General features: G+C 64.3%; 17 protein-coding genes. 11 read left to right on the top strand and 6 right to left on the bottom strand.

From position 1 onward, the window contains the following. Window positions 1–156: 156 nt before the first annotated feature. The gene (locus SO180_RS16085; protein ID WP_449379816.1) at window positions 157–792 is read left to right on the top strand and encodes an HAD-IA family hydrolase; all 636 of its coding nucleotides are present in this window, start codon (window positions 157–159) and stop codon (window positions 790–792) included. Window positions 793–906: 114 nt separating this feature from the next. Here SO180_RS16085 and mtnA read toward each other — a convergent pair whose 3' ends face one another. The 3 genes from mtnA to SO180_RS16070 all read right to left on the bottom strand — a co-directional run bounded on the left by mtnA (window position 907) and on the right by SO180_RS16070 (window position 3,449). Further along, entirely contained in the window at window positions 907–2,016 is a 1,110-nt protein-coding gene (mtnA, locus tag SO180_RS16080; RefSeq protein WP_449379815.1) for an S-methyl-5-thioribose-1-phosphate isomerase, read from the bottom strand. 18 nt (window positions 2,017–2,034) lie between these two features. Then, a complete protein-coding gene (locus tag SO180_RS16075; protein ID WP_449379814.1) occupies window positions 2,035–2,910 on the bottom strand; it encodes an S-methyl-5'-thioadenosine phosphorylase in 876 nt (291 codons plus the stop codon). Window positions 2,911–3,176: 266 nt separating this feature from the next. Further along, window positions 3,177–3,449 (bottom strand): phosphopantetheine-binding protein, encoded by a 273-nt coding sequence (locus tag SO180_RS16070; protein ID WP_449379813.1) that lies wholly within the window; start codon window positions 3,447–3,449, stop codon window positions 3,177–3,179. 340 nt (window positions 3,450–3,789) lie between these two features. On the opposite strand from SO180_RS16070, the gene SO180_RS16065 reads away from it, so the two are divergent. From SO180_RS16065 to SO180_RS16050, 4 genes are all read left to right on the top strand, one after another. Next, window positions 3,790–5,010 (top strand): acyl-CoA dehydrogenase family protein, encoded by a 1,221-nt coding sequence (locus SO180_RS16065; RefSeq protein ID WP_449379812.1) that lies wholly within the window; start codon window positions 3,790–3,792, stop codon window positions 5,008–5,010. Between the two features lie 79 nt (window positions 5,011–5,089). Continuing rightward, complete coding sequence (locus SO180_RS16060) at window positions 5,090–6,070, top strand: amino acid--[acyl-carrier-protein] ligase (RefSeq protein WP_449379811.1); 981 nt, start codon at window positions 5,090–5,092, stop codon at window positions 6,068–6,070. Between the two features lie 36 nt (window positions 6,071–6,106). Further along, on the top strand, window positions 6,107–6,982 hold the full coding sequence (locus tag SO180_RS16055) for an acyl-CoA acyltransferase (protein WP_449379810.1): 876 nt from the start codon (window positions 6,107–6,109) through the stop codon (window positions 6,980–6,982). A 237-nt stretch (window positions 6,983–7,219) separates the two neighbouring features. After that, window positions 7,220–7,840, top strand: coding sequence for a class I SAM-dependent methyltransferase (locus tag SO180_RS16050; RefSeq protein ID WP_449379809.1), 621 nt, complete (start codon window positions 7,220–7,222; stop codon window positions 7,838–7,840). A 223-nt stretch (window positions 7,841–8,063) separates the two neighbouring features. Here the strand turns inward: SO180_RS16050 and SO180_RS16045 are convergent, their stop codons facing one another. Further along, window positions 8,064–8,951, bottom strand: a complete 888-nt coding sequence (locus SO180_RS16045; RefSeq protein ID WP_449379808.1) for a branched-chain amino acid aminotransferase — start codon at window positions 8,949–8,951, stop codon at window positions 8,064–8,066. 148 nt (window positions 8,952–9,099) lie between these two features. On the opposite strand from SO180_RS16045, the gene SO180_RS16040 reads away from it, so the two are divergent. From SO180_RS16040 to recQ, 5 genes are all read left to right on the top strand, one after another. Then, window positions 9,100–10,035, top strand: a complete 936-nt coding sequence (locus SO180_RS16040) for an alpha/beta hydrolase (RefSeq protein ID WP_449379807.1) — start codon at window positions 9,100–9,102, stop codon at window positions 10,033–10,035. A gap of 196 nt (window positions 10,036–10,231) precedes the next feature. Next, window positions 10,232–11,533 carry an O-acetylhomoserine aminocarboxypropyltransferase/cysteine synthase family protein gene (locus tag SO180_RS16035; protein WP_449379806.1) on the top strand — a complete coding sequence of 434 codons (1,302 nt, stop codon included), beginning with the start codon at window positions 10,232–10,234 and terminating at the stop codon, window positions 11,531–11,533. A 12-nt stretch (window positions 11,534–11,545) separates the two neighbouring features. Then, window positions 11,546–12,541, top strand: coding sequence for a homoserine O-succinyltransferase MetA (gene metA / locus SO180_RS16030; RefSeq protein ID WP_449379805.1), 996 nt, complete (start codon window positions 11,546–11,548; stop codon window positions 12,539–12,541). A gap of 110 nt (window positions 12,542–12,651) precedes the next feature. Further along, on the top strand, window positions 12,652–13,395 hold the full coding sequence (locus tag SO180_RS16025) for a polysaccharide deacetylase family protein (protein WP_449379804.1): 744 nt from the start codon (window positions 12,652–12,654) through the stop codon (window positions 13,393–13,395). 247 nt (window positions 13,396–13,642) lie between these two features. Then, window positions 13,643–15,508: a DNA helicase RecQ gene (gene recQ / locus SO180_RS16020; RefSeq protein WP_449379803.1), complete on the top strand. Its 1,866-nt coding sequence runs from the start codon at window positions 13,643–13,645 to the stop codon at window positions 15,506–15,508. A gap of 209 nt (window positions 15,509–15,717) precedes the next feature. On the opposite strand, the gene SO180_RS16015 is transcribed toward recQ, so the two are convergent. Beyond that, window positions 15,718–16,734, bottom strand: coding sequence for a 1-aminocyclopropane-1-carboxylate deaminase (locus SO180_RS16015; protein ID WP_449379802.1), 1,017 nt, complete (start codon window positions 16,732–16,734; stop codon window positions 15,718–15,720). 163 nt (window positions 16,735–16,897) lie between these two features. On the opposite strand from SO180_RS16015, the gene SO180_RS16010 reads away from it, so the two are divergent. Next, complete coding sequence (locus SO180_RS16010) at window positions 16,898–17,362, top strand: Lrp/AsnC family transcriptional regulator (RefSeq protein WP_449379801.1); 465 nt, start codon at window positions 16,898–16,900, stop codon at window positions 17,360–17,362. Window positions 17,363–17,421: 59 nt separating this feature from the next. Here the strand turns inward: SO180_RS16010 and SO180_RS16005 are convergent, their stop codons facing one another. Then, window positions 17,422–18,729 carry a citrate-proton symporter gene (locus SO180_RS16005; RefSeq protein WP_449379800.1) on the bottom strand — a complete coding sequence of 436 codons (1,308 nt, stop codon included), beginning with the start codon at window positions 18,727–18,729 and terminating at the stop codon, window positions 17,422–17,424. Window positions 18,730–18,753 lie beyond the last annotated feature (24 nt).

Here is an 18,753-nt window from a genome sequence, read left to right as displayed (position 1 = left end):
GGATGGACGTCTTGTTCATGGGCGAGTGTGGTAGCCGCTGGGGCGTCATTAGCCAAGAGACCCCTTAGAAGCGCCTTCTGGAAGAGATCCTTCATGCTGGCCGTTGTGGCAGCAGCGTGCTAGCGGTTTTCACCTGATATCGACGAGGGTAGGACAGTGGCGATCGGGGCTGTGATCTTTGACTTTGGCGGCGTGTTGACGAGCTCGCCCTTCGAGGCCTTCACGCGCTTCGAACAGGAGCGCGGCCTACCTGCCGACATCATCCGCCGCACCAATGCCGCCAATCATCTGGAAAACGCCTGGGCGAAGTTCGAGCGCGCCGAGGTCGACATCGAAACATTTGACCAGCTGTTCGCCGCGGAATCACTTGCGCTCGGCGCGGAGGTGCGCGGCCGCGACGTGCTGCCGCTGTTGCAGGGCGATCTGCGCCCCGAGATGGTCGAGGCGCTGAAGCGCATCAAGACTAAGTTCAAGACCGGCTGCATCACCAATAATCTGCCGGCCAACGCGATCGGCAGCATGACTGGCCGCTCGCTCTACGTCGCCGACGTGATGGTGCTGTTCGACCACGTCATCGAGTCCGCCAAAATCGGTCTGCGCAAGCCGGATCCTCGCATCTACCGGATGATGGTCGAGGCGCTAGAGGTCGATCCCGCGCACTGCGTCTACCTTGACGATCTCGGCGTCAACCTGAAGCCCGCCCGCGAGATGGGAATGACGACGATCAAGGTCGTGAGCGGCGCGCAGGCGATCGCCGAGCTCGAGGCAGCAACGGGGCTGAAACTCGGTTAGCCGCATCGACGAACCGTAGGGTGGGCAAAGCGAAGCGTGCCCACCACTTTCAATGACATCAAGAAAAGTGGTGGGGCACGGCGCGATGCGCCTTTGCCCACCGAGAGACCAGAGCTACTCCGCTTCCGCGGCCATCCGCTCAGGAAACGCGGCCGCGAGCGAGGCGCGATCGGGCTTGAGCACGCCGCGCTCGGTGATCAAGCCCGTCACCAGCCGCGCCGGCGTCACATCGAAGGCGTAGTTGGCGACCGGCGAGCCCTCGGGCACGATCCGCACCGTCTCGAGCCGCCCGTCGGCGGTGCGGCCGGTCATGTCGGTGACCTCCACGCCGTTGCGCTGCTCGATCGGGATGTCGCGGATGCCGTCATTGACCGCGAAATCGATCGTGGGCGAGGGCAGTGCGACATAGAACGGCACGTTGTTGTCGTGTGCAGCGAGCGCCTTCAGGTAAGTGCCGATCTTGTTGCAGACGTCACCATTGGCCGCGACGCGATCGGTACCGACGATGGCGAGATCCACCATGCCGTGCTGCATCAGATGACCGCCAGTGTTGTCTGGGATCACGGTGTGCGGCACGCCGTGATGGCCGAGCTCCCAGGCGGTGAGCGAGGCGCCCTGGTTGCGCGGCCGCGTCTCGTCGACCCAGACATGGATCTTGAGGCCGCGGTCATGCGCCAGATAGATCGGCGCCGTCGCGGTGCCCCAGTCGACGGTGGCAAGCCAGCCGGCATTGCAATGGGTCAGCACGTTGATGGTTTCGCCCGGCTTTTTCTTCGCGGCGATCGTCTCGATCAGCTCCAGACCGTTGCGGGCGATGCCCCGGTTGATCTCGACATCCTGCTCCAGGATCTCGTCGGCCCGCGCGTAAGCCGCTTCGGCGCGCTCCAGGCGGTCGATCGGCGCCAGCGTCGCACGCATCTCGTCGAGTGCCCATTTGAGATTGATGGCCGTGGGCCGCGCCACCACCAGCGTCTCGTAGGCGCGCTTCAAGGCGGCGTCGGAACCGTCCTCGCGCATGGCGAGCGCCACGCCGAACGCGGCCGTGGCGCCGATCAGCGGCGCACCGCGCACCAGCATGGTCCGGATCGCGTCAGCCGCCTCCTCGCTCGTGGTGAGACGAGCGATGACGAATTCGTGCGGCAGCCGGCGCTGGTCGATGGCTCCGACCGACCAGCCGTCGCGCTCGCGCCAGATGCTGCGGTAATGCTTGCCGTCGACCTTCATGGCGTTCTGCCTTTCGTCCTACGCGCGGAGCAAGCGCCCCGCCACGGCATCGAGCTTCTTCAAAAGCTCGGGATCGCGTGCCTCGGGCGCGGTGATCAGCGCCGTATCGAGCGCGCGGTCCGAGCCGATTGGACACGGCTGGTGCTCGCGCGGAAAATCCTTTGCCAGACGCGCCACCAGCGCCTTGGCCTTGTCCGCGTTCGAGGTCAGCACACGGATGATATCCTGCACGGTGACGGCGTCGTGATCCGGATGCCAGCAATCGAAGTCCGTCACCATGGCGACCGTGGCGTAGCAGATCTCCGCCTCACGGGCGAGCTTGGCCTCGGGCATGTTGGTCATGCCGATCACGGAATAGCCCAGCGTCTTGTTGGTCATGCTTTCCGCAAGCGTCGAGAATTGCGGCCCCTCCATGCAGACATAGGTGCCGCCGCGCGCAATTGCGATGCCTTCGGCTTCGGCCGCGGCTGCGAGATGGATACGCAGCCGCGGTGAGACCGGATGCGCCATCGACACATGCGCGACGCAGCCCTTGCCGAAGAACGAGCTCTCGCGCTTGTGGGTGCGGTCGACGAACTGATCGATCAGCACGAAGGTGCCGGGCGGCAGTTCCTCCTTGAAGGAACCGCAAGCCGAGAGCGACACCAGATCGGTGACGCCGGCGCGCTTCAGGACGTCGATATTGGCGCGATAGTTGATGTCGGAGGGCGACAGGCGGTGGCCCTTGTCATGCCGCGGCAGGAACACGATCGGCAGACCGGCGATGGTGCCGCGCCTGACCGGCGCCGACGGCTCGCCCCAGGGACTGCTGATCACCTCTTCGTGCGCGCCCTCGAGCCCCGGCAGGTCGTAGATGCCGGAGCCGCCGATGATGCCCAATACCGCCTGCGCCATGCCTGCTTCACCCCGTCCGCGATGTGCAACGTGGTTAAGCTATGCCAGTTTTGGGACGGATTTGGAACGGGGATGGTGGGGGTAGTGACGTTGCAAGCTAGCGTGGGCGCTCGCCACACATTCGATGTCGTCCTGGCGAAAACCAGGACCTATACCGCGGAATCTATCGATAGTTGATGGTGGCAGTTCCGAACGACTTGTCTTCGTCAAACTGCTCCCTGGGGTTATGAGTCCTGGCTTTCGCCAGGACGACCCCGTGGGGGCGGCTACGCCGCGGTCGCCGGCTGCAACTGGCTCGCCACCATCCGCTCGAGCGTATCGACCGACTGGAAATTCTCCGGCGTGATTTCGGATTGCGGGATGGTGAAGTCGAACTCGGCTTCCACGCCGAGCATCAGGTTGACCATGTCCATCGAGGTCAGGCCGACATCGACGAGGCGCGCGCTCGGCGTGAGGTTCGTAGCAAGCGAATTCTGTTCGAGGATGCCCTTCACCAGCTTGATGATGCGATCCCGCACATCGGTATCGAACGCCTGCATCTGCAATATCCCACTCTGATAAGGTCCGGACCACCGTCTACGATGGGCATGACGGGCCGATCCTGCAACGGGCGCGACTCTTAACTCCCGTTTCTTAGTAAACGATGACTCAGATTGACTAAAACTCGTGCTTCCTCTGATCACTAACGCGTTCACGAAAAGTAGGGGGCTGCGAAAAACCAAGCCTTAACTGCTCGTTCCGAATTAAGCCTTGTTTACCTTCAATTTCGTCGACGAATTTGAATTAAATCCGTAAGCCTCTGGGCCAAGCAAACATGGTCGGATGATCGGCATGGCGTGACCGTACCGATCTCGAACGACGAATCGGAGGCGGACCATCATGAACGTGCGCGAAGCGGCCCTTCAACCTGTCGACGATGCCCAGGCAAGCTTTCTCGAGCACAGCCCTTCTCTGGTCGAGCGCGCCGCGCGCGTGGCGACGGTGGCGGCCGGCGAAGCCGAGGGCGTCGATCGCGACGGCCGCTTTCCCCACAAGGCATTCGACGCCGCGCGCGAGCAGAAACTGCTCGGCGTGATGATCCCGGTCGAATTCGGCGGCTTCGGTGCCTCGATCTACGACGTCACCGACATCTGCTACACGCTCGGGCGCGCCTGCGCTTCGACCGCAATGATCTATGCGATGCATACCACCAAGGTCGCCTGCGTAATCCGGCACGGCCACGGCATTCCCTGGATGGAAACCATGATGCGCCGGGTCGGCCGCGACCAGTGGCTGCTCGCTTCCTCCACCACCGAAGGCCAGAACGGCGGCAACATCCGCGCGAGCGCGGCCGCGGTCGATCATGAAGGCGACATGATCGCGTTGACGCGCGATGCCACCGTGATCTCCTACGGCGCCGAGGCCGACGGCCTCGTCACCATCGCGCGCCGCACGAGCGATGCTGTCGCCTCCGACCAGGTGCTGCTGGCGCTCGCCAAGGATGACTATTCGCTGAAGCGGACGCTCGGCTGGGAAACACTCGGCATGCGCGGCACCTGCTCGACCGGCTTCGAGCTGAGGGTCGACTGCCCCGCGGACCGCGTCTTCCCGGAATCCTACGACAAGATCCACGCGCAGACGATGACGCCGTTTGCACATCTGTGCTGGTCGTCGGCCTGGGCCGGCGTTGCCGCTGCCGCCGTGACGCGCGCGCAGGCATTCGTTCGCAAGGCGGCGCGGGCCTCCGGCGGGCAGATGCCACCGGCGGCCGCCCATTTCACCGCCGCGAAGATGTCGCTGGCAAAACTCCGCGCGCTGATCGCCTCCAATATCGACACCTTCGCCCATCATGAGCATGACGAGCGCGCGCTCGGCTCGCTCGACGTCCAGTCCTCGATCACGCTCCTCAAGGTGCAGGCCTCCGAGCTTGCGGTCGAGACCGTGATGCACGCGATGCGCACGACCGGCCTTGCCGGCTATCGCAACGACGGCGACTTCACCATGGGCCGCCACCTGCGCGACGTACTGTCCGCGCCGATCATGATCAACAATGACCGCATCCTCGCCAATGCTGCGACCTCGACCTTGATGAGCGGCGTGCCGGCAAGCCTTAGGGACTGATAAGCCTTCGCGACTAACGAGCCTTCGACGAACCTACGCGACCAACAAGAAGAATTGCAGATAACAGGAAGTTTTGGCCATGAACGTTGCCGTTCTCCCGACCTCGCCCGACACCGCGCCGCAAGCCATCGATCCGCTCGACCATCTCACCGACGTGCTGTTCCACCGCATGGGTTCGGACGGCGTCTACGCTCGCACCGCGCTCTATGAGGATGTCGTGGAGCGGCTCGCCGCGCTGATCACGCGGCACCGTGAGGCCGGCACCGAGGTGATGCGCTTTCCGCCGGTGATGAGCCGGGCGCAGCTGGAAAAATCCGGCTACCTCAAGAGCTTCCCGAACCTGCTCGGCTGCGTCTGCGGCCTGCATGGCACCGAGCGCGAAATCAACGCCGCCGTGAGCCGCTTCGATGCCGGCGGCGACTGGACCACGTCGCTGTCGCCCGCCGATCTCGTGCTGTCGCCGGCAGCCTGCTATCCCGTCTATCCGATCGCGGCGAGCCGCGGGCAGCTGCCGAAGGGCGGCCTGCGCTTCGACGTCGCCGCAGACTGCTTCCGCCGCGAGCCGTCGCGTCATCTCGACCGGCTGCAGTCGTTCCGGATGCGCGAATATGTCTGCATCGGCAGCCCCGACGACGTCGCCGATTTCCGCGAGCGCTGGATGGTGCGCGCGCAGGCAATCGCCCGCGATCTCGGTCTCACCTTTCGGGTCGACTATGCCAGTGATCCCTTCTTCGGCCGCGTCGGCCAGATGAAGGCCGTGAGCCAGAAGCAGCAGCAGCTCAAGTTCGAGCTGCTCATTCCGCTGCGCTCGGAAGAGCAGCCGACGGCCTGCATGAGCTTCAACTATCATCGCGAGCACTTTGGCACGACCTGGGGCATCCAGGACGCCCACGGCGAGCCCGCCCACACGGGCTGCGTCGCCTTCGGCATGGATCGCCTCGCTGTCGCGATGTTCCACACCCACGGCACCGATCTTGCCGCCTGGCCCGCCAAGGTGCGGGACATCCTGGGCCTGTCGCCGCATGTGACGACTGACGTCCATGTCGAAGGCTGGCGCTAAGCGACGAGGCCGATCATTTCCACGGGCAAGACGAGCGTGATCCATACCAAGGTCCGATGCCGCGAGATCACGGAGTCCGATGTCGACGCCATCGCGGACCTCTTGACGCGCGGCTTCGTCGGCCGCACGCGCGACTATTGGATCCAGGGCCTGCGCAGGCAGGCCTTCCGGCCCGTGCCCGAGGGCTACCCGCGCTTCGGTTACATGCTCGACAATGACGGCATGCCGGTCGGCGTGCTGCTTCTGATCTACACGGCGCGCAAGGATGGCGAGGCCATCGCCATCCATTGCAACCTGTCGAGCTGGTATGTCGAGCCGGCGTTCCGTAACTACGCGCCGCTACTGACCAAGATCGCGCAGCGGCACAAGGACGTGACCTACCTCAACATCAGCCCGGCGGTGTGGACCTGGCCGATCATCGAGACCCAGGGATTCAGGGCCTATTGCCGCGGCCTGTTCTTCTCGGTGCCGGTGCTGTCGCGCGTGCCGCGCTGGACCAGGATCGAGGTGATCGCGTCGCACGCCAAGCAGATCGAGGGCCTCGACGAGGTCGAGACCGAGCTTTTGACCCGGCACGCGCGCTACAACTGCCTGAGCCTTGTGGTCCGCACGCCGAAGGGTGTATTCCCTTTCATCCTGCAACCGGTGCGCATCCGCCGCGGCTGGATCGCGCCGCCTGCGATGCAGCTGATCTATTGCCGCAGCATCACCGAATTCGTCACCTGCGCCGGTCGCATCGGCCGCCTGCTGCTGCGGCTCGGCAAGATCTCGGTCATCGTCGATTCCAACGGCCCGATACCCGGCCTCACCGGCGTCTATACCGAGCGGCGCGGCCGCAAATACTTCAAGGGCCCGCACCAGCCGCAACTGGCCGATCTCACGGATACGGAGCTCGTGCTGTACGGGCCGTAGGCCGCAGCGGGCGGCAAGAGACCGCAAGCCTGGCCTCGCTCTCCATTGTCATGCCCCGGCTTGACCCGGGGCATCAAGTACGCCGCGTTGTCGCGGTTCAATCACAGGCGCCTCGGAGTACTGGATCGCCCGGTCAAGCTTCGGGCGATGACGGCGGGGTGTGTGGCGAGTTCGTGCATTCACGGGGCAATGGCACGACCGACGTGGTAAGCTCTCGCGATCACGGGAGCCGCCGTCATGTCCGAGCGCAGCACGCATTGGGAAAAGGTCTACACGACCAAGGGCGAGACCGAAGTGAGCTGGTTCCAGGAGAGCCCGGCGATCTCGCTTCAAATGATCCGCGCAGCGAGTCCAGGCCATGGTGCCGCCATCATCGATGTCGGCGGCGGCGCATCGCGGCTCGTTGATACGCTGTTGCGGGAGGGCTATCGCTCCATTGCGGTGCTCGATATCTCCGCCCATGCGCTGGACGCCGCAAAGACGCGGATCGGCGCTGCCGCCGCTGATATCGACTGGATCGTTGCCGACGTCACGACATGGCGGCCGGCACGCTCATACGACGTCTGGCACGACCGAGCCGCGTTCCATTTCCTGACCGAGCCCACCGATCGGGCGGCGTATATCGATCGCCTGCGATCGGCAGTGCGCGAGGGCGGTCACGTCATCATCGGCACCTTCGCGCTCGACGGTCCCGAGAAATGCAGCGGCCTGCCCGTACAACGCCACGACGGCAACAGTCTCGCCGCAGAGCTCGGCCCGGATTTCGCGCTGCTGGAGACGCGTCACGACGTCCACCGTACGCCCTGGGATTCGACGCAGGCGTTTCAGTTCAGCCGCTTTCGGAGGCGCAGCCAATAGCGTCGGTCATGCCACGCGAAGGCGGGGCATCCAGTACGCCGCGGCTTCTCCGTATTCGTCACAGCCTCTGGAATACTGGATCGCCCTGTCCCGTCTCCGCCAAGGCTCCGACGAGGCTTGCGAACTCGGCTCGCCGAGGCTTTAGCGGAGGCGGCAAGGCCGGGCGATGACAGCGGAGAGCAAGGCGAGCTCGCGCCCGATCGTCATGTGAGCGCAGAGAATCCTACGCCGCGAGCTTCACGGCATGCGCGAAGTCCCAATAGAGCTTGCGCGCTTTGGTGTAGAACGGGCCCGGCTTCAGCTCGCGGTCGTCGATGCGGATGACGGGGGCGACCTTGGCGAAATTGCCGCTCGAGAAGATCTCGTCGGCGGCGACGAAATCGGCATAGCGCAAGGTCTTCTCGATCACGGTGACGCCGTCGGCACGCAGCAGGCCGATCACGCGCTGGCGCGTGATGCCGTTCAAAAAGGTGCCGTTCGGCGCCGGCGTGAAGACCACGCCGTCTTTCGCCATGAACACGTTGGAATTGCCGAACTCCGCGACATTGCCGAGCATGTCGAGCATCAGGGCGTTCTGGAAGCCGCGGGAGGCCGCCTCCGCGAGCGCGCGCGAGTTGTTCGGATAGAGGCAGGCCGCCTTCGCCTCGACCGGCGCGCATTCCGCCGTCGGCCTTCGGAAGGGCGACAGCGTGATCGCGTTGCCGACCAGCTTCGGCATCGGCGCCTCGTAGATGCAGAGGCACCAGTTGGTGGTTTCAGGGTCGAACAGCACGCCGCCACCCGAGCCGTTCTGCGCCCAGTACATCGGACGAATGTAGAGCTCGGCCTTCGGCGCAAAGCGCGCAATGCCTTCGTGCGCGAGCGTCATCCATGTGGCGGTCTCGACGACTGGCTTGAGGCCAAAATTGATCGCGGATTGATTGGCACGGGCGACGTGGCGATCGAGATCGGGCGCAACGCCTTCGAACGCGCGGGCTCCGTCGAACACGACCGAGCCGAGCCAGGCGCCATGCGTGCGCGGTCCCATGATCGGTACGTTGCCTTCGTGCCACTTGCCTTCAAAGAAAGTCCAGCTCGCCGAGTATTCGATGGATTTTGTGCTCTCGGCCATTAGCCAGCCTCCCCTTACCGTGATGCCGCAATATGCGTCACTATTGGCCGAATTCCTAAAGGATTTCCTGCTTGGAACTTGACCGACGGGGCTCGATTCTGGATTGCTGATCCACAGATTCAAGGCAGCGATCCCGAGAGAACGCCCCATGCCGCTCGATCCCCTTGCGAAGCGCTTGTTGACCATGATGGCCGCGGCCGGGCCGGCGGCGCGCGCTCGCCCGAGCGTCGAGGGACGGCGGCAGTCGCTGGCGAAGCTGATGCAGTTTGCGCGCGCGGAGGCTCCTGGCGTTGCGACGTCCGACGGCACGCTGCCCGGCCCCGGCGGTGAGCTGGCCTACCGTCTCTATGCGCCGGAGAACGCGGCACCGCGAGCTCCGGGCTTCATGTTCTTCCATGGCGGCGGGCTCGTCGCCGGCAGCATCCAGACCCATGACCGCATCGCCGCCGGCATCGCGCACGTGACCGGTTGCCGCCTGGTATCGGTCGACTACCGCCTCGCGCCCGAGCACAAATTTCCTGCCGCGATCGACGACGCGATCGCGGCGACCGAATGGGTGGCGCGAAACGCTTCGCTCCTCGGCATCGACGCCGAGCGGCTGGTGATCGGCGGTGATTCCGCCGGCGCAACGCTTGCCGCCGTCGTGTGCCAGGAGGCGACGCAGAACGCCGGGCTCTCCATCGTCGCGCAATGCCTGATCTGCCCGGTGCTCGATTTCGAGGAGACCTCGCCCTCGCGCGAGGCCTTCGCCGAGAATCACCTGATCGATCGCGTCACGATCGACGCCGATCTCGCCGATTATCTGCCGGACGGGACCGACGCCGCCGATCCGCGCATCTCGCCGCTCCGCGCGACGCGACTGGCCGGTTTGCCACCGGCGATCATCCACACCGCCGAGTTCGACCCGATGCGCGACGAAGGCAACGCCTACGCGCGCAAGCTGCTGGCGGCCGGCGTCGTCGTCGAGCATGTCTGCCACGATGGCATGGTTCACAATTTCCACGCCATGGGCGCGATCCTGCCGCAGGCGCAGCTCGTGCTCTCGCAGATCGGCGAACAGGTCCGGCGGGCGGTCTCGAAGTGACGAAGGAGCGTTCGCAGACTGCGCCGGCAACCTGATTCAAATTTTAGCTAATTCGGCATCAATCGTTAGGGTTACTTCGTCGATCTCTAGACGAATTATTGCCCGCTTTACCACCCGCCTCTAACACGAGGACGGCGGATAACGCACATCCACTGACGTGCCCAAAAGTGCGACCCGCTGGACGCGAAGGTGGACGATGCGCAACGAAACGATCGCTATTCACGCCGGCTACGAACCAGAAGCGACCACGCATGCGGTCGCCGTGCCGATCTACCAGACTGCGGCCTATGCGTTCGACAGCGCCGATCATGGCGCAGCTCTCTTCAATCTCGAAGCGGAAGGTTATCGCTACAGCCGTATCGCCAATCCGACCACCGCGGTGCTGGAGAAGCGCATCAGCGAGCTCGAAGGCGGCGTCGGCGCGCTTGCGGTCGCAACCGGACAGGCGGCGCTGCATTTCGCCTTCGTCAACATCGCCGATCATGGCGGCAACATCGTTTCCGTACCGCAGCTCTACGGCACCACGCATACCTTGCTCTCCCACATCCTGCCGCGCCAGGGCATCACGGGCCGCTTCGCTGAGAGCGATAAGCCCGAAGCGCTCGCGCGCCTGATCGACGAGAGCACGCGCGCGGTGTTCGCCGAGACCATCGGCAATCCTGCCGGCAATGTCTGCGACATCGAGGCGCTGGCGAAGATCGCACATGCCCATGGCGTGCCGCTGATCGTCGACAACACGGTGGCGACGCCGATCCTGCTCAAGCCGTTCGACTACGGCGCCGACATCTCCGTGCATTCGCTGACGAAATTTCTGGGCGGCCACGGCACCACGCTCGGTGGCGCGATCGTCGATTCCGGAAGTTTTCCCTGGGCGCAGCGCGCCGCACGTTTCCCGGCCTTCAACACGCCCGACGCGTCCTATCACGGACTCGTCTATGCCGAGCGATTCGGCAAGACCGCCTTCATCGAGCGCGCGCGCAGCATCTATCAGCGCACCATGGGTTCGGTGCTGTCGCCCTTCAACGCCTTTCTGCTACTCCAGGGTATCGAGACCGTGGCGCTGCGCATGGAGCGCCACGTCGAGAACGCACGCAAGGTCGCGGAATTCCTGCGCGCTGATCCGCGCGTAGCCTGGGTCAACTATGCCGGCTTCCCGGACAGCCCATATTACGCACTGGTGCAGAAATATCTCGCCGGCAACGGCTCGTCCCTGTTCACCTTCGGTATCAAGGGCGGCATGGAGGCCGGCAAGGCGTTCTATGACGCGCTGAAGCTGATCACGCGACTCGTCAACATCGGCGATGCAAAATCACTCGCCTGTCATCCGGCCTCGACCACGCACCGCCAGATGTCAGCGGAGCAGCAGCGTGCCGCCGGCGTGCTGCCGGAGACGATCCGCCTCTCGATCGGCATCGAGCATATCGCCGACATCATCGAAGACATCGACCAAGCGCTGGCAAAGGCCTGCCCGTCGAAACGGCTTCAAGCTGCGGAGTAGACGGCAGCGCCGATGACCATCTTGATCGACAAGGATCAAGGTATTTTGAGCCCGGCCCTGGTGCCGGCGCTGGAGGACGCGCGCGGTGACGGCCGCGAGATCACCATCGGGCTGATCAACAACATGCCGGATCCGGCACTGAAGGCGACCGAGCGACAGTTCATGAAGCTGTTGCAAGCCGCCGGGCGCGGGCGCCGTATCCGCTTCCAGCGTTTCTCGCTGCCCTCGGTCAAGCGTTCGCCGGAGGCGCGCTGGCATGTCGAGAGCGAATATTCCGATCTCTCCGATCTGACGCGGCAAAGATTCGATGGGTTGATCGTGACCGGCGCCGAGCCGGTCGCGCCCGATCTCGACCAGGAGCCCTATTGGCGCGATCTCACCGACATCATCGACTGGGCGCGGACCAATACGCGCTCGGCGATCTGGTCGTGCCTTGCCGCGCATGCAGCGGTGTTGCATCTCGACCGGATCGTGCGGCGGCCGCTTGCCGTCAAATGCCACGGCATTTTCGACTGCGAGACGATCGCGAACGATCCGCTCACGCGTGCCGCGCCGGCGCATCTCAAAGTCTCGCACTCGCGACTGAATGAGGTCGCGGAAGCCGACCTCACCAAGCATGGTTACCAGGTGCTGACACGCTCGGCAAAGGCGGGCGTTGACGTTTTCGCCCGGCAGTATGCCAGCCGGTTCGTGTTCTTCCAGGGCCATCCCGAGTATGACGCGTTGTCGCTGCAGCGTGAATATCTGCGCGATATCGGCCGTTTCCTCGCGCGCGAGCGCGAGGCCTATCCAGCGCTACCCACGAGTTATTTCGACGCGGCGACCGAGGAGAAGCTCAGCCGCTTCGAAAAGCGCGCTAGGCATCAGCGTCATCCGGCAATGGCGAGCGAACTGCCTGCGCTGAATTTGCGCGGCGATATCGCCGCCGGCAGCGCTGCTGCCGTGCTTTTCAGGAACTGGCTCGATTTTCTCGCCGAGGATGCCGCCGCACCGCTGTCTCTGCGCTGAAGGGCGGGGTGGTTTCCTCGTTAGGCATAACGACTTGTACAACTTGCGTTCGGCCAAGGGCGGATGGTTCATTGCTACCGCCCGTTTGGGAAATACAGGGAAACAACCTGGTGTGGTCGGCAATCAACGGACGCGTAAGCAATCGGCTGGCTCGGCATTTTGCCGTGATGCCGCATCGGCTGCCGACCCACGCGCCGATGGTCAGCTTCACCTTCGATGATGCTCCCGACAGCGCCGCGAGCCGTGGCGCCCCCATGCTGGAAGAGTATGGCGGCCGCGCGACCTTCTATCTGGCCGGCAGCCAAATTGGCCAGAAGTCCGATCACTGGCTCGGGCTGTCCAACGACGCCATCCTGCGGCTTCATGATCGCGGCCACGAGATCGCTTGCCACACCTTCTCGCATCGCCGCGCGGTGGATCTCGACGAGGCCACGCTGGCGCGCGAGATTGAGCTGAACCGTAACTATTTTCACGCGCTCGATCCGACGATCAAGCTCGAGAACTTTGCCTATCCGTATGGTCTCGCCTCGATCTGGCGCAAGCCGCAGCTCACCAAGAGCTTCCGCTCAGCACGCGGGATCCTTCCCGGCGTCAATCGCGACGTCATCGACCTGCAGTTCCTGCGCTCGTCTCCCCTGGTCGACAAGGATATCGATGTCGGCGGCGTCGATCGCTATCTGGACGAGGCCCTGGCCAGCGGCGGCTGGCTGATCTTCTACGGCCACGACGTCGTCAATCGGCCGAGCCCCTATGGCTGCACGCCGTCGCTGTTGCACCACGCGTTGAAGGCGGCGCAGAAGCGCGACGTTCCGATCGTGACGGTCGCTGAAGCCCTACGCCGAATTGGGGCGTAGCACACTTCTTCCCTTCTCCCCTTGCGGAAGAAGGTGGCGCGAAGCGCCGGATGAGGGGGGCTCTCCGCGCATCACATTGCGCCAGATCCACGCGCGGAGAGAAACCCCTCACCCGCCGAGCTTCGCTTGGCACCTCTCCCACAGGGGGAGAGGAGAAGAGCGTCCGTTCCGCGCAAACACCCTTGCCACCGCCGCCTCGCCATGCCACTGCCGTTGACCGAATCTCACGGCCCGGACCGACACGCCCATGTCCGCCCCCTCCACCGCCCCGCAGACCGCGCCAGCCGAGGGCCGCGACGCGCTGTCGGTGCTGCATTCGGTGTTCGGGCTCTCCGGTTTCCGCGGTGCGCAAGGCGAGATTATCAGGCATGTGACAGCAGGCGGCAATTGCCTGGTGCTGATGCCGACCGGTGGCGGCAAGTCGCTGTGTTACCAGTTGCCGTCACTGTTGCGCGAAGGCTGCGGCATCGTGGTGTCGCCTTTGATCGCGCTGATGCGCGACCAGGTCGCGGGCCTGATCGAATCCGGCGTCAACGCGGCCGCGCTGAACTCCTCGCTGACGCCGCAAGAGGCCTCCGAGGTCGAGCGGCGCCTGATCGCCGGAGATCTCGACCTGCTCTATGTCGCGCCCGAACGGCTGGTCACGCCGCGCTGCCTGTCGATGCTGGCGCAGGCCAGGGTCGCGCTGTTTGCGATCGACGAGGCGCACTGCGTCTCGCAATGGGGCCATGATTTTCGTCCTGAATATGTCGCGCTCTCGGTCGTCGCCGAGCGCTTTCCCGACGTGCCGCGGATCGCGCTCACCGCCACCGCCGACGAGTTGACGCGCAAGGAGATCGTCGAACGGCTGCAACTCGCGGACGCGCCGCAATTCGTCTCCAGCTTCGACCGGCCGAACATCCGCTACGAGATAGTCGATAAGCGCAATTCCGTGGCGCAACTGAAGGAGTTCATCAGGGAGCGCCATGCCGGCGATGCGGGCATCGTCTATTGCCTGTCGCGCAACCGGGTCGAGGAGGTCGCTGCCGCCTTGAGCGATGCCGGCATTCCGGCGCTGCCCTATCATGCCGGGCTCGACGGCAGCGTACGCTCGCGCAACCAGGATCGTTTCCTGAACGAAGACGGCATCGTCATCGTCGCGACCATCGCCTTCGGCATGGGCATCGACAAGCCGGACGTGCGCTTCGTCGCGCATCTCGACCTGCCCAAGAGCATTGAGGCCTATTACCAGGAGACGGGGCGCGCCGGCCGCGACGGCAATCCGTCCGCCGCCTGGATGGCCTACGGCCTCTCCGACATCGTGCAGCAGCGCCGGATGATCGACGAGTCCGCCGCTTCCGACGCGTTCAAGCGGGCATCGATCGGCAAGCTCGACGCGCTGGTTGGGCTTGCCGAGACGGCGCATTGCCGCCGCAGGCGGCTGCTTGCCTATTTTGGCGAGACGGTTACGGCGGAGAGTTGCGGCAATTGCGACAACTGCCTGACACCGCCGCAAATGCGCGACGGCAAGGTGCTGGCGCAGAAGCTCTTGTCCTGCGTCTATCGCACCGGACAGCGCTTCGGCGCCATGCACCTGATCGACGTGTTGGTGGGACGTTTGACCGAGAAGGTGACGCAGTTCGGCCACGACAAGCTGTCGGTGTTCGGCATCGGCCGCGAGCTCAACGAGAAGCAGTGGCGCACGGTGCTGCGGCAATTGGTGGCGATGGGGCACCTGCAGAGCGACAGCGAGGCTTTCGGCGCGCTGAAGCTGACGGAGTCCTCACGCGGCGTCTTGCGCGGCGAGACGGAAGTCTGGCTACGCGAGGAAGCCCCTGGCTCGCGCATTCGCGCCAGCCGCGCAAAATCCCGCCGCGGCGACCTTGCACCCGCCGCTAGCGCGCCACAGGGCGACGTTGATCCCGAATTGCGCGCACGCCTGCGCGCCTGGCGCTCCGAGGTCGCCCGCGAGCGCGGCGTGCCCGCCTATGTCGTGCTGCATGATGCAACGATCGACGGCATCGTGCGCGCCTGGCCCACGACGCTGGACGAGCTGCGCAACGTGGCCGGCATCGGCGACAAGAAGCTCGAGCATTACGGCGAGGAGCTGCTGCGGCTGGTCAGGACGCGATAGAGCGCGCCATATTTCCGCTGTCATCCCGGACAAGCGCAGCGAAGCGGAGCGCTGATCCGGGATCCCCGCGCGAGCGCTTGCGCTCGTCGCGATGACCACAGGGCGGAGTTGCGCGAGCTGGCAACCCAGAGTCTTCGCCAAACCACTGCCTGATGGGTCCCGGCCTTCGCCGGGACGACACCGGCAGGAGGGCGCGATCCGGGCCGACCTCAGCCGTTGCGGAACGCGTAGGCGTAGCCGTTGAGCGCGGGCGCACCGCCGAGGTGGGCGTAGAGGATCTTCGCGCCCTTCTCGAAATAGCCCTTCTTGGTGAGGTCGATCAGGCCCTGCATCGACTTGCCCTCGTAGACGGGGTCGGTAATCATGCCTTCGAGACGCGCGGTGAGGCGGATGGCTTCCTTGGTCTCTTCCGACGGCACGCCATAGGTCGGATAGGCGTAGTCCTCGACCAGCACGACGTCGTCTTCGACGATCTCCTTGCCGAGTTCGACGAGTTTTGCCGTGTTCTGCGCGATCGAAAGAACCTGTGCCTTGGTCTGGCTAGGGGTGAAGGAGGCGTCGATACCGATCACTTTTCGCGCACGGCCGTCCGCGGCGAATCCAACCAGCATGCCCGCATGGGTCGAGCCGGTGACGGTGCAGACGACGATGTAGTCGAACTTGAAGCCGAGGTCCTGCTCCTGCTTGCGCACCTCTTCGGCGAAGCCGACATAGCCGAGGCCGCCATATTTGTGCACGGAGGCGCCGGCCGGAATCGCGTAGGGCTTGCCGCCCGCGGCCTTCACTTCATCGATCGCCTGCTCCCAGCTCTTGCGGATGCCGATGTCAAAGCCGTCCTCGACGAGACGTACATCAGCGCCCATCACGCGCGACAGCAGGATGTTGCCGACGCGGTCGTACACGGCGTCCTCGTGCGGCACCCAGGCTTCCTGCACCAGGCGGCACTTCATGCCGATCTTGGCCGCGACAGCGGCGACCATGCGGGTGTGGTTGGACTGCACGCCGCCGATCGACACCAGCGTGTCGGCATTCGAGGCAATGGCATCGGGAATGATGTATTCGAGCTTGCGCAGCTTGTTGCCGCCATAGGCAAGACCGGAATTGCAGTCCTCACGCTTGGCATAGATCTCGACATTGCCGCCGAGATGCTTCGACAGCCGCTCCAGTTTCTCGATGGGGGTCGGCCCGAAGGTCAGTGGATAGCGCTCGAATTTTTCCAGCTTCATGCGAAATCATCCCGATCTGGCGTTGAACTGAAGGGAGGAACTATCACTCCTCAGATGAAATGTGCTCTCGAATATTGCGCTAGACTTTCACCGAGTCTTGCACTGCAGCCGCATGATGATATCTTTTCTCTCATAATATATCTCAAAAACGGAATTATCTTCCATGTCCGGAAGACTCGATCGCACCGACCTTAAGATATTGCGATTGCTGCAGAATAACGGCCGGCTCAGCAATGCGGAGCTGGCCGAAACGGCTGCCATCAGTCCCGCCACCTGTCATCGCCGCACCCAGCGCCTGTTCGAGGACGGCTTTATCGCCTCGGTGCGCGCGATGGTCGCGCCGAAGAAGGTGGCCAAGGGCACGCTGGTGATGGTCGGCGTCGTGCTCGACCGCTCGACGCCGGAAAGCTTTGCGCTCTTCGAGCAGGCGGTGGCGAAGCTGAAATGCGTGCTCGACTGCCACCTCGTCGCCGGCGATTTCGACTATTTCCTGAAAATCCGGGTCGGCGACATGGAGGACTTCAACCGCATCCACGCCGAGCAGCTCATCGCGCTACCGGGCGCGCGCCAGACCCGCACCTTCTTCGTGATGAAGGAGGTCGTCGACAACGCACCGCTGGAGTTCTAGAGCATGATCCGGAGCGCGATGAGATCCTCATCTCATCGCGCTTTGAGCGGCGCGCGGCGTCACGAGACCTGTTCGGCGACGCGCTCCGCCACGGCCACGCCCCGCTCGCTGTCCTCGGGCCGCATCGCGATCACCGAGATCAGGCCGAGGCCGACGCCGATCATGACGTAGAAGATCGGCGCGAGCGGAGAGCCGGTGAGCGCGATCAGCCAGGTCACGAAGAACTGGGCGAAGCCGCCGAAGATCAGCACCGCGACATTGTTGACGATCGCAAGCGCGGTCGAACGGACGCGGATCGGAAACAGCTCGACCAGCGTGGTGCAGTAGACGCCGAGGAAGAACGCACTGAAGAAGCCAATCACGACCTGGGCAACCAGGAGCTTTGCGATCGACGGCTCGGAGATCACCCAGGCATAGAGCGGATAGAGCGAGACGAAATAGCCGGTGAGCGAGGCGAGCAGCAGCGGCTTGCGCGGATAGCGGTCGGACACGGCGCCAGCGATGGGGACGACGACCACCATCACGATCGCCGCGATCATCTGCACCAGAAAGCTCTGCATCAACGGCAGCTTCAGCACCTCCTTGGCATAGGTGACGGTGTAGCCGAACGTGACGTAGAACGAGACGGCGCTCGCGACCACCATGCCCATGCCAATCAGGAAATTGCGGCCGGGATGTTTCAGGGCGGCGATGAAGTGCTCCTTGTGCACGGCCGCCATGTTGCGCCGGGAGGCTTCGGGCTCGACGACCTTGGCGCGCATGTAGAGCAGGATCGGAACGATGACGAGGCCGACGAAGAACGGAATGCGCCAGGCGCCGGCCGCGAGCTGCTGCTGCGTGAACGTCAGCGTGAGGATGGCACCGAGCACTGCGCCCAGCACGTTCGCCATGAGCTGGCCTGCGATCTGCCAGGAGCCGTAGAAGCCGGTGCGGCCGGCAGGAGCCGCCTCGATCAGATAGGCGGTCGAGGTGCCGAACTCACCCCCGACGGAAAAACCCTGCAGCAGCCGCGCCAGCAGCACGATCAACGGCGCGGCGATACCGGCCGTCGCATAGGTTGGCGTCAACGCTAGTAGCGCGACCGAGAGCGCCATGATGCCCATGCCGAGCGTCATCGCCGCCTTCCGCCCCTTGCGATCGCCGAAATAGCCGAGCACGAGACCGCCGACCGGCCGCATGAAGAAGCCGGTGCCGAACAGCGCGGTGGTGAGCAGCAGCGCGTTGATCTCGCTGCCCGGGACTTTCGGGTCGACCGGAAAGAACAGGTTCTTGATGACCGGCGTCATCAGCGCGAACACCGTGAAGTCGTACCATTCCATCGCATTGCCGGCGATCGCTGCCACGATGGCTTTTTTGTTCGTCTGCATCTCGCGCTTGCCTGTCCGGTTGCT

The organism is Bradyrhizobium sp. UFLA05-112, from assembly GCF_053572325.1.
Note: the sequence above shows the minus strand (reverse complement) of the source record. Positions and strands in the feature narration are given on the sequence as shown.

What these genes read in the sequence shown, in the direction of transcription:
- recQ (WP_449379803.1), top strand. Translation starts at nt 13,643, where the DNA reads ATGTCCGCCCCCTCCACCGCCCCGCAGACCGCGCCAGCCGAGGGCCGC.
- SO180_RS16010 (WP_449379801.1), top strand. Translation starts at nt 16,898, where the DNA reads ATGTCCGGAAGACTCGATCGCACCGACCTTAAGATATTGCGATTGCTG.
- metA (WP_449379805.1), top strand. Translation starts at nt 11,546, where the DNA reads ATGACCATCTTGATCGACAAGGATCAAGGTATTTTGAGCCCGGCCCTG.
- SO180_RS16070 (WP_449379813.1), bottom strand. Translation starts at nt 3,449, where the DNA reads ATGCAGGCGTTCGATACCGATGTGCGGGATCGCATCATCAAGCTGGTG.
- SO180_RS16005 (WP_449379800.1), bottom strand. Translation starts at nt 18,729, where the DNA reads ATGCAGACGAACAAAAAAGCCATCGTGGCAGCGATCGCCGGCAATGCG.
- SO180_RS16015 (WP_449379802.1), bottom strand. Translation starts at nt 16,734, where the DNA reads ATGAAGCTGGAAAAATTCGAGCGCTATCCACTGACCTTCGGGCCGACC.
- SO180_RS16045 (WP_449379808.1), bottom strand. Translation starts at nt 8,951, where the DNA reads ATGGCCGAGAGCACAAAATCCATCGAATACTCGGCGAGCTGGACTTTC.
- SO180_RS16065 (WP_449379812.1), top strand. Translation starts at nt 3,790, where the DNA reads ATGAACGTGCGCGAAGCGGCCCTTCAACCTGTCGACGATGCCCAGGCA.
- SO180_RS16075 (WP_449379814.1), bottom strand. Translation starts at nt 2,910, where the DNA reads ATGGCGCAGGCGGTATTGGGCATCATCGGCGGCTCCGGCATCTACGAC.
- SO180_RS16050 (WP_449379809.1), top strand. Translation starts at nt 7,220, where the DNA reads ATGTCCGAGCGCAGCACGCATTGGGAAAAGGTCTACACGACCAAGGGC.
- SO180_RS16040 (WP_449379807.1), top strand. Translation starts at nt 9,100, where the DNA reads ATGCCGCTCGATCCCCTTGCGAAGCGCTTGTTGACCATGATGGCCGCG.
- mtnA (WP_449379815.1), bottom strand. Translation starts at nt 2,016, where the DNA reads ATGAAGGTCGACGGCAAGCATTACCGCAGCATCTGGCGCGAGCGCGAC.
- SO180_RS16060 (WP_449379811.1), top strand. Translation starts at nt 5,090, where the DNA reads ATGAACGTTGCCGTTCTCCCGACCTCGCCCGACACCGCGCCGCAAGCC.
- SO180_RS16035 (WP_449379806.1), top strand. Translation starts at nt 10,232, where the DNA reads ATGCGCAACGAAACGATCGCTATTCACGCCGGCTACGAACCAGAAGCG.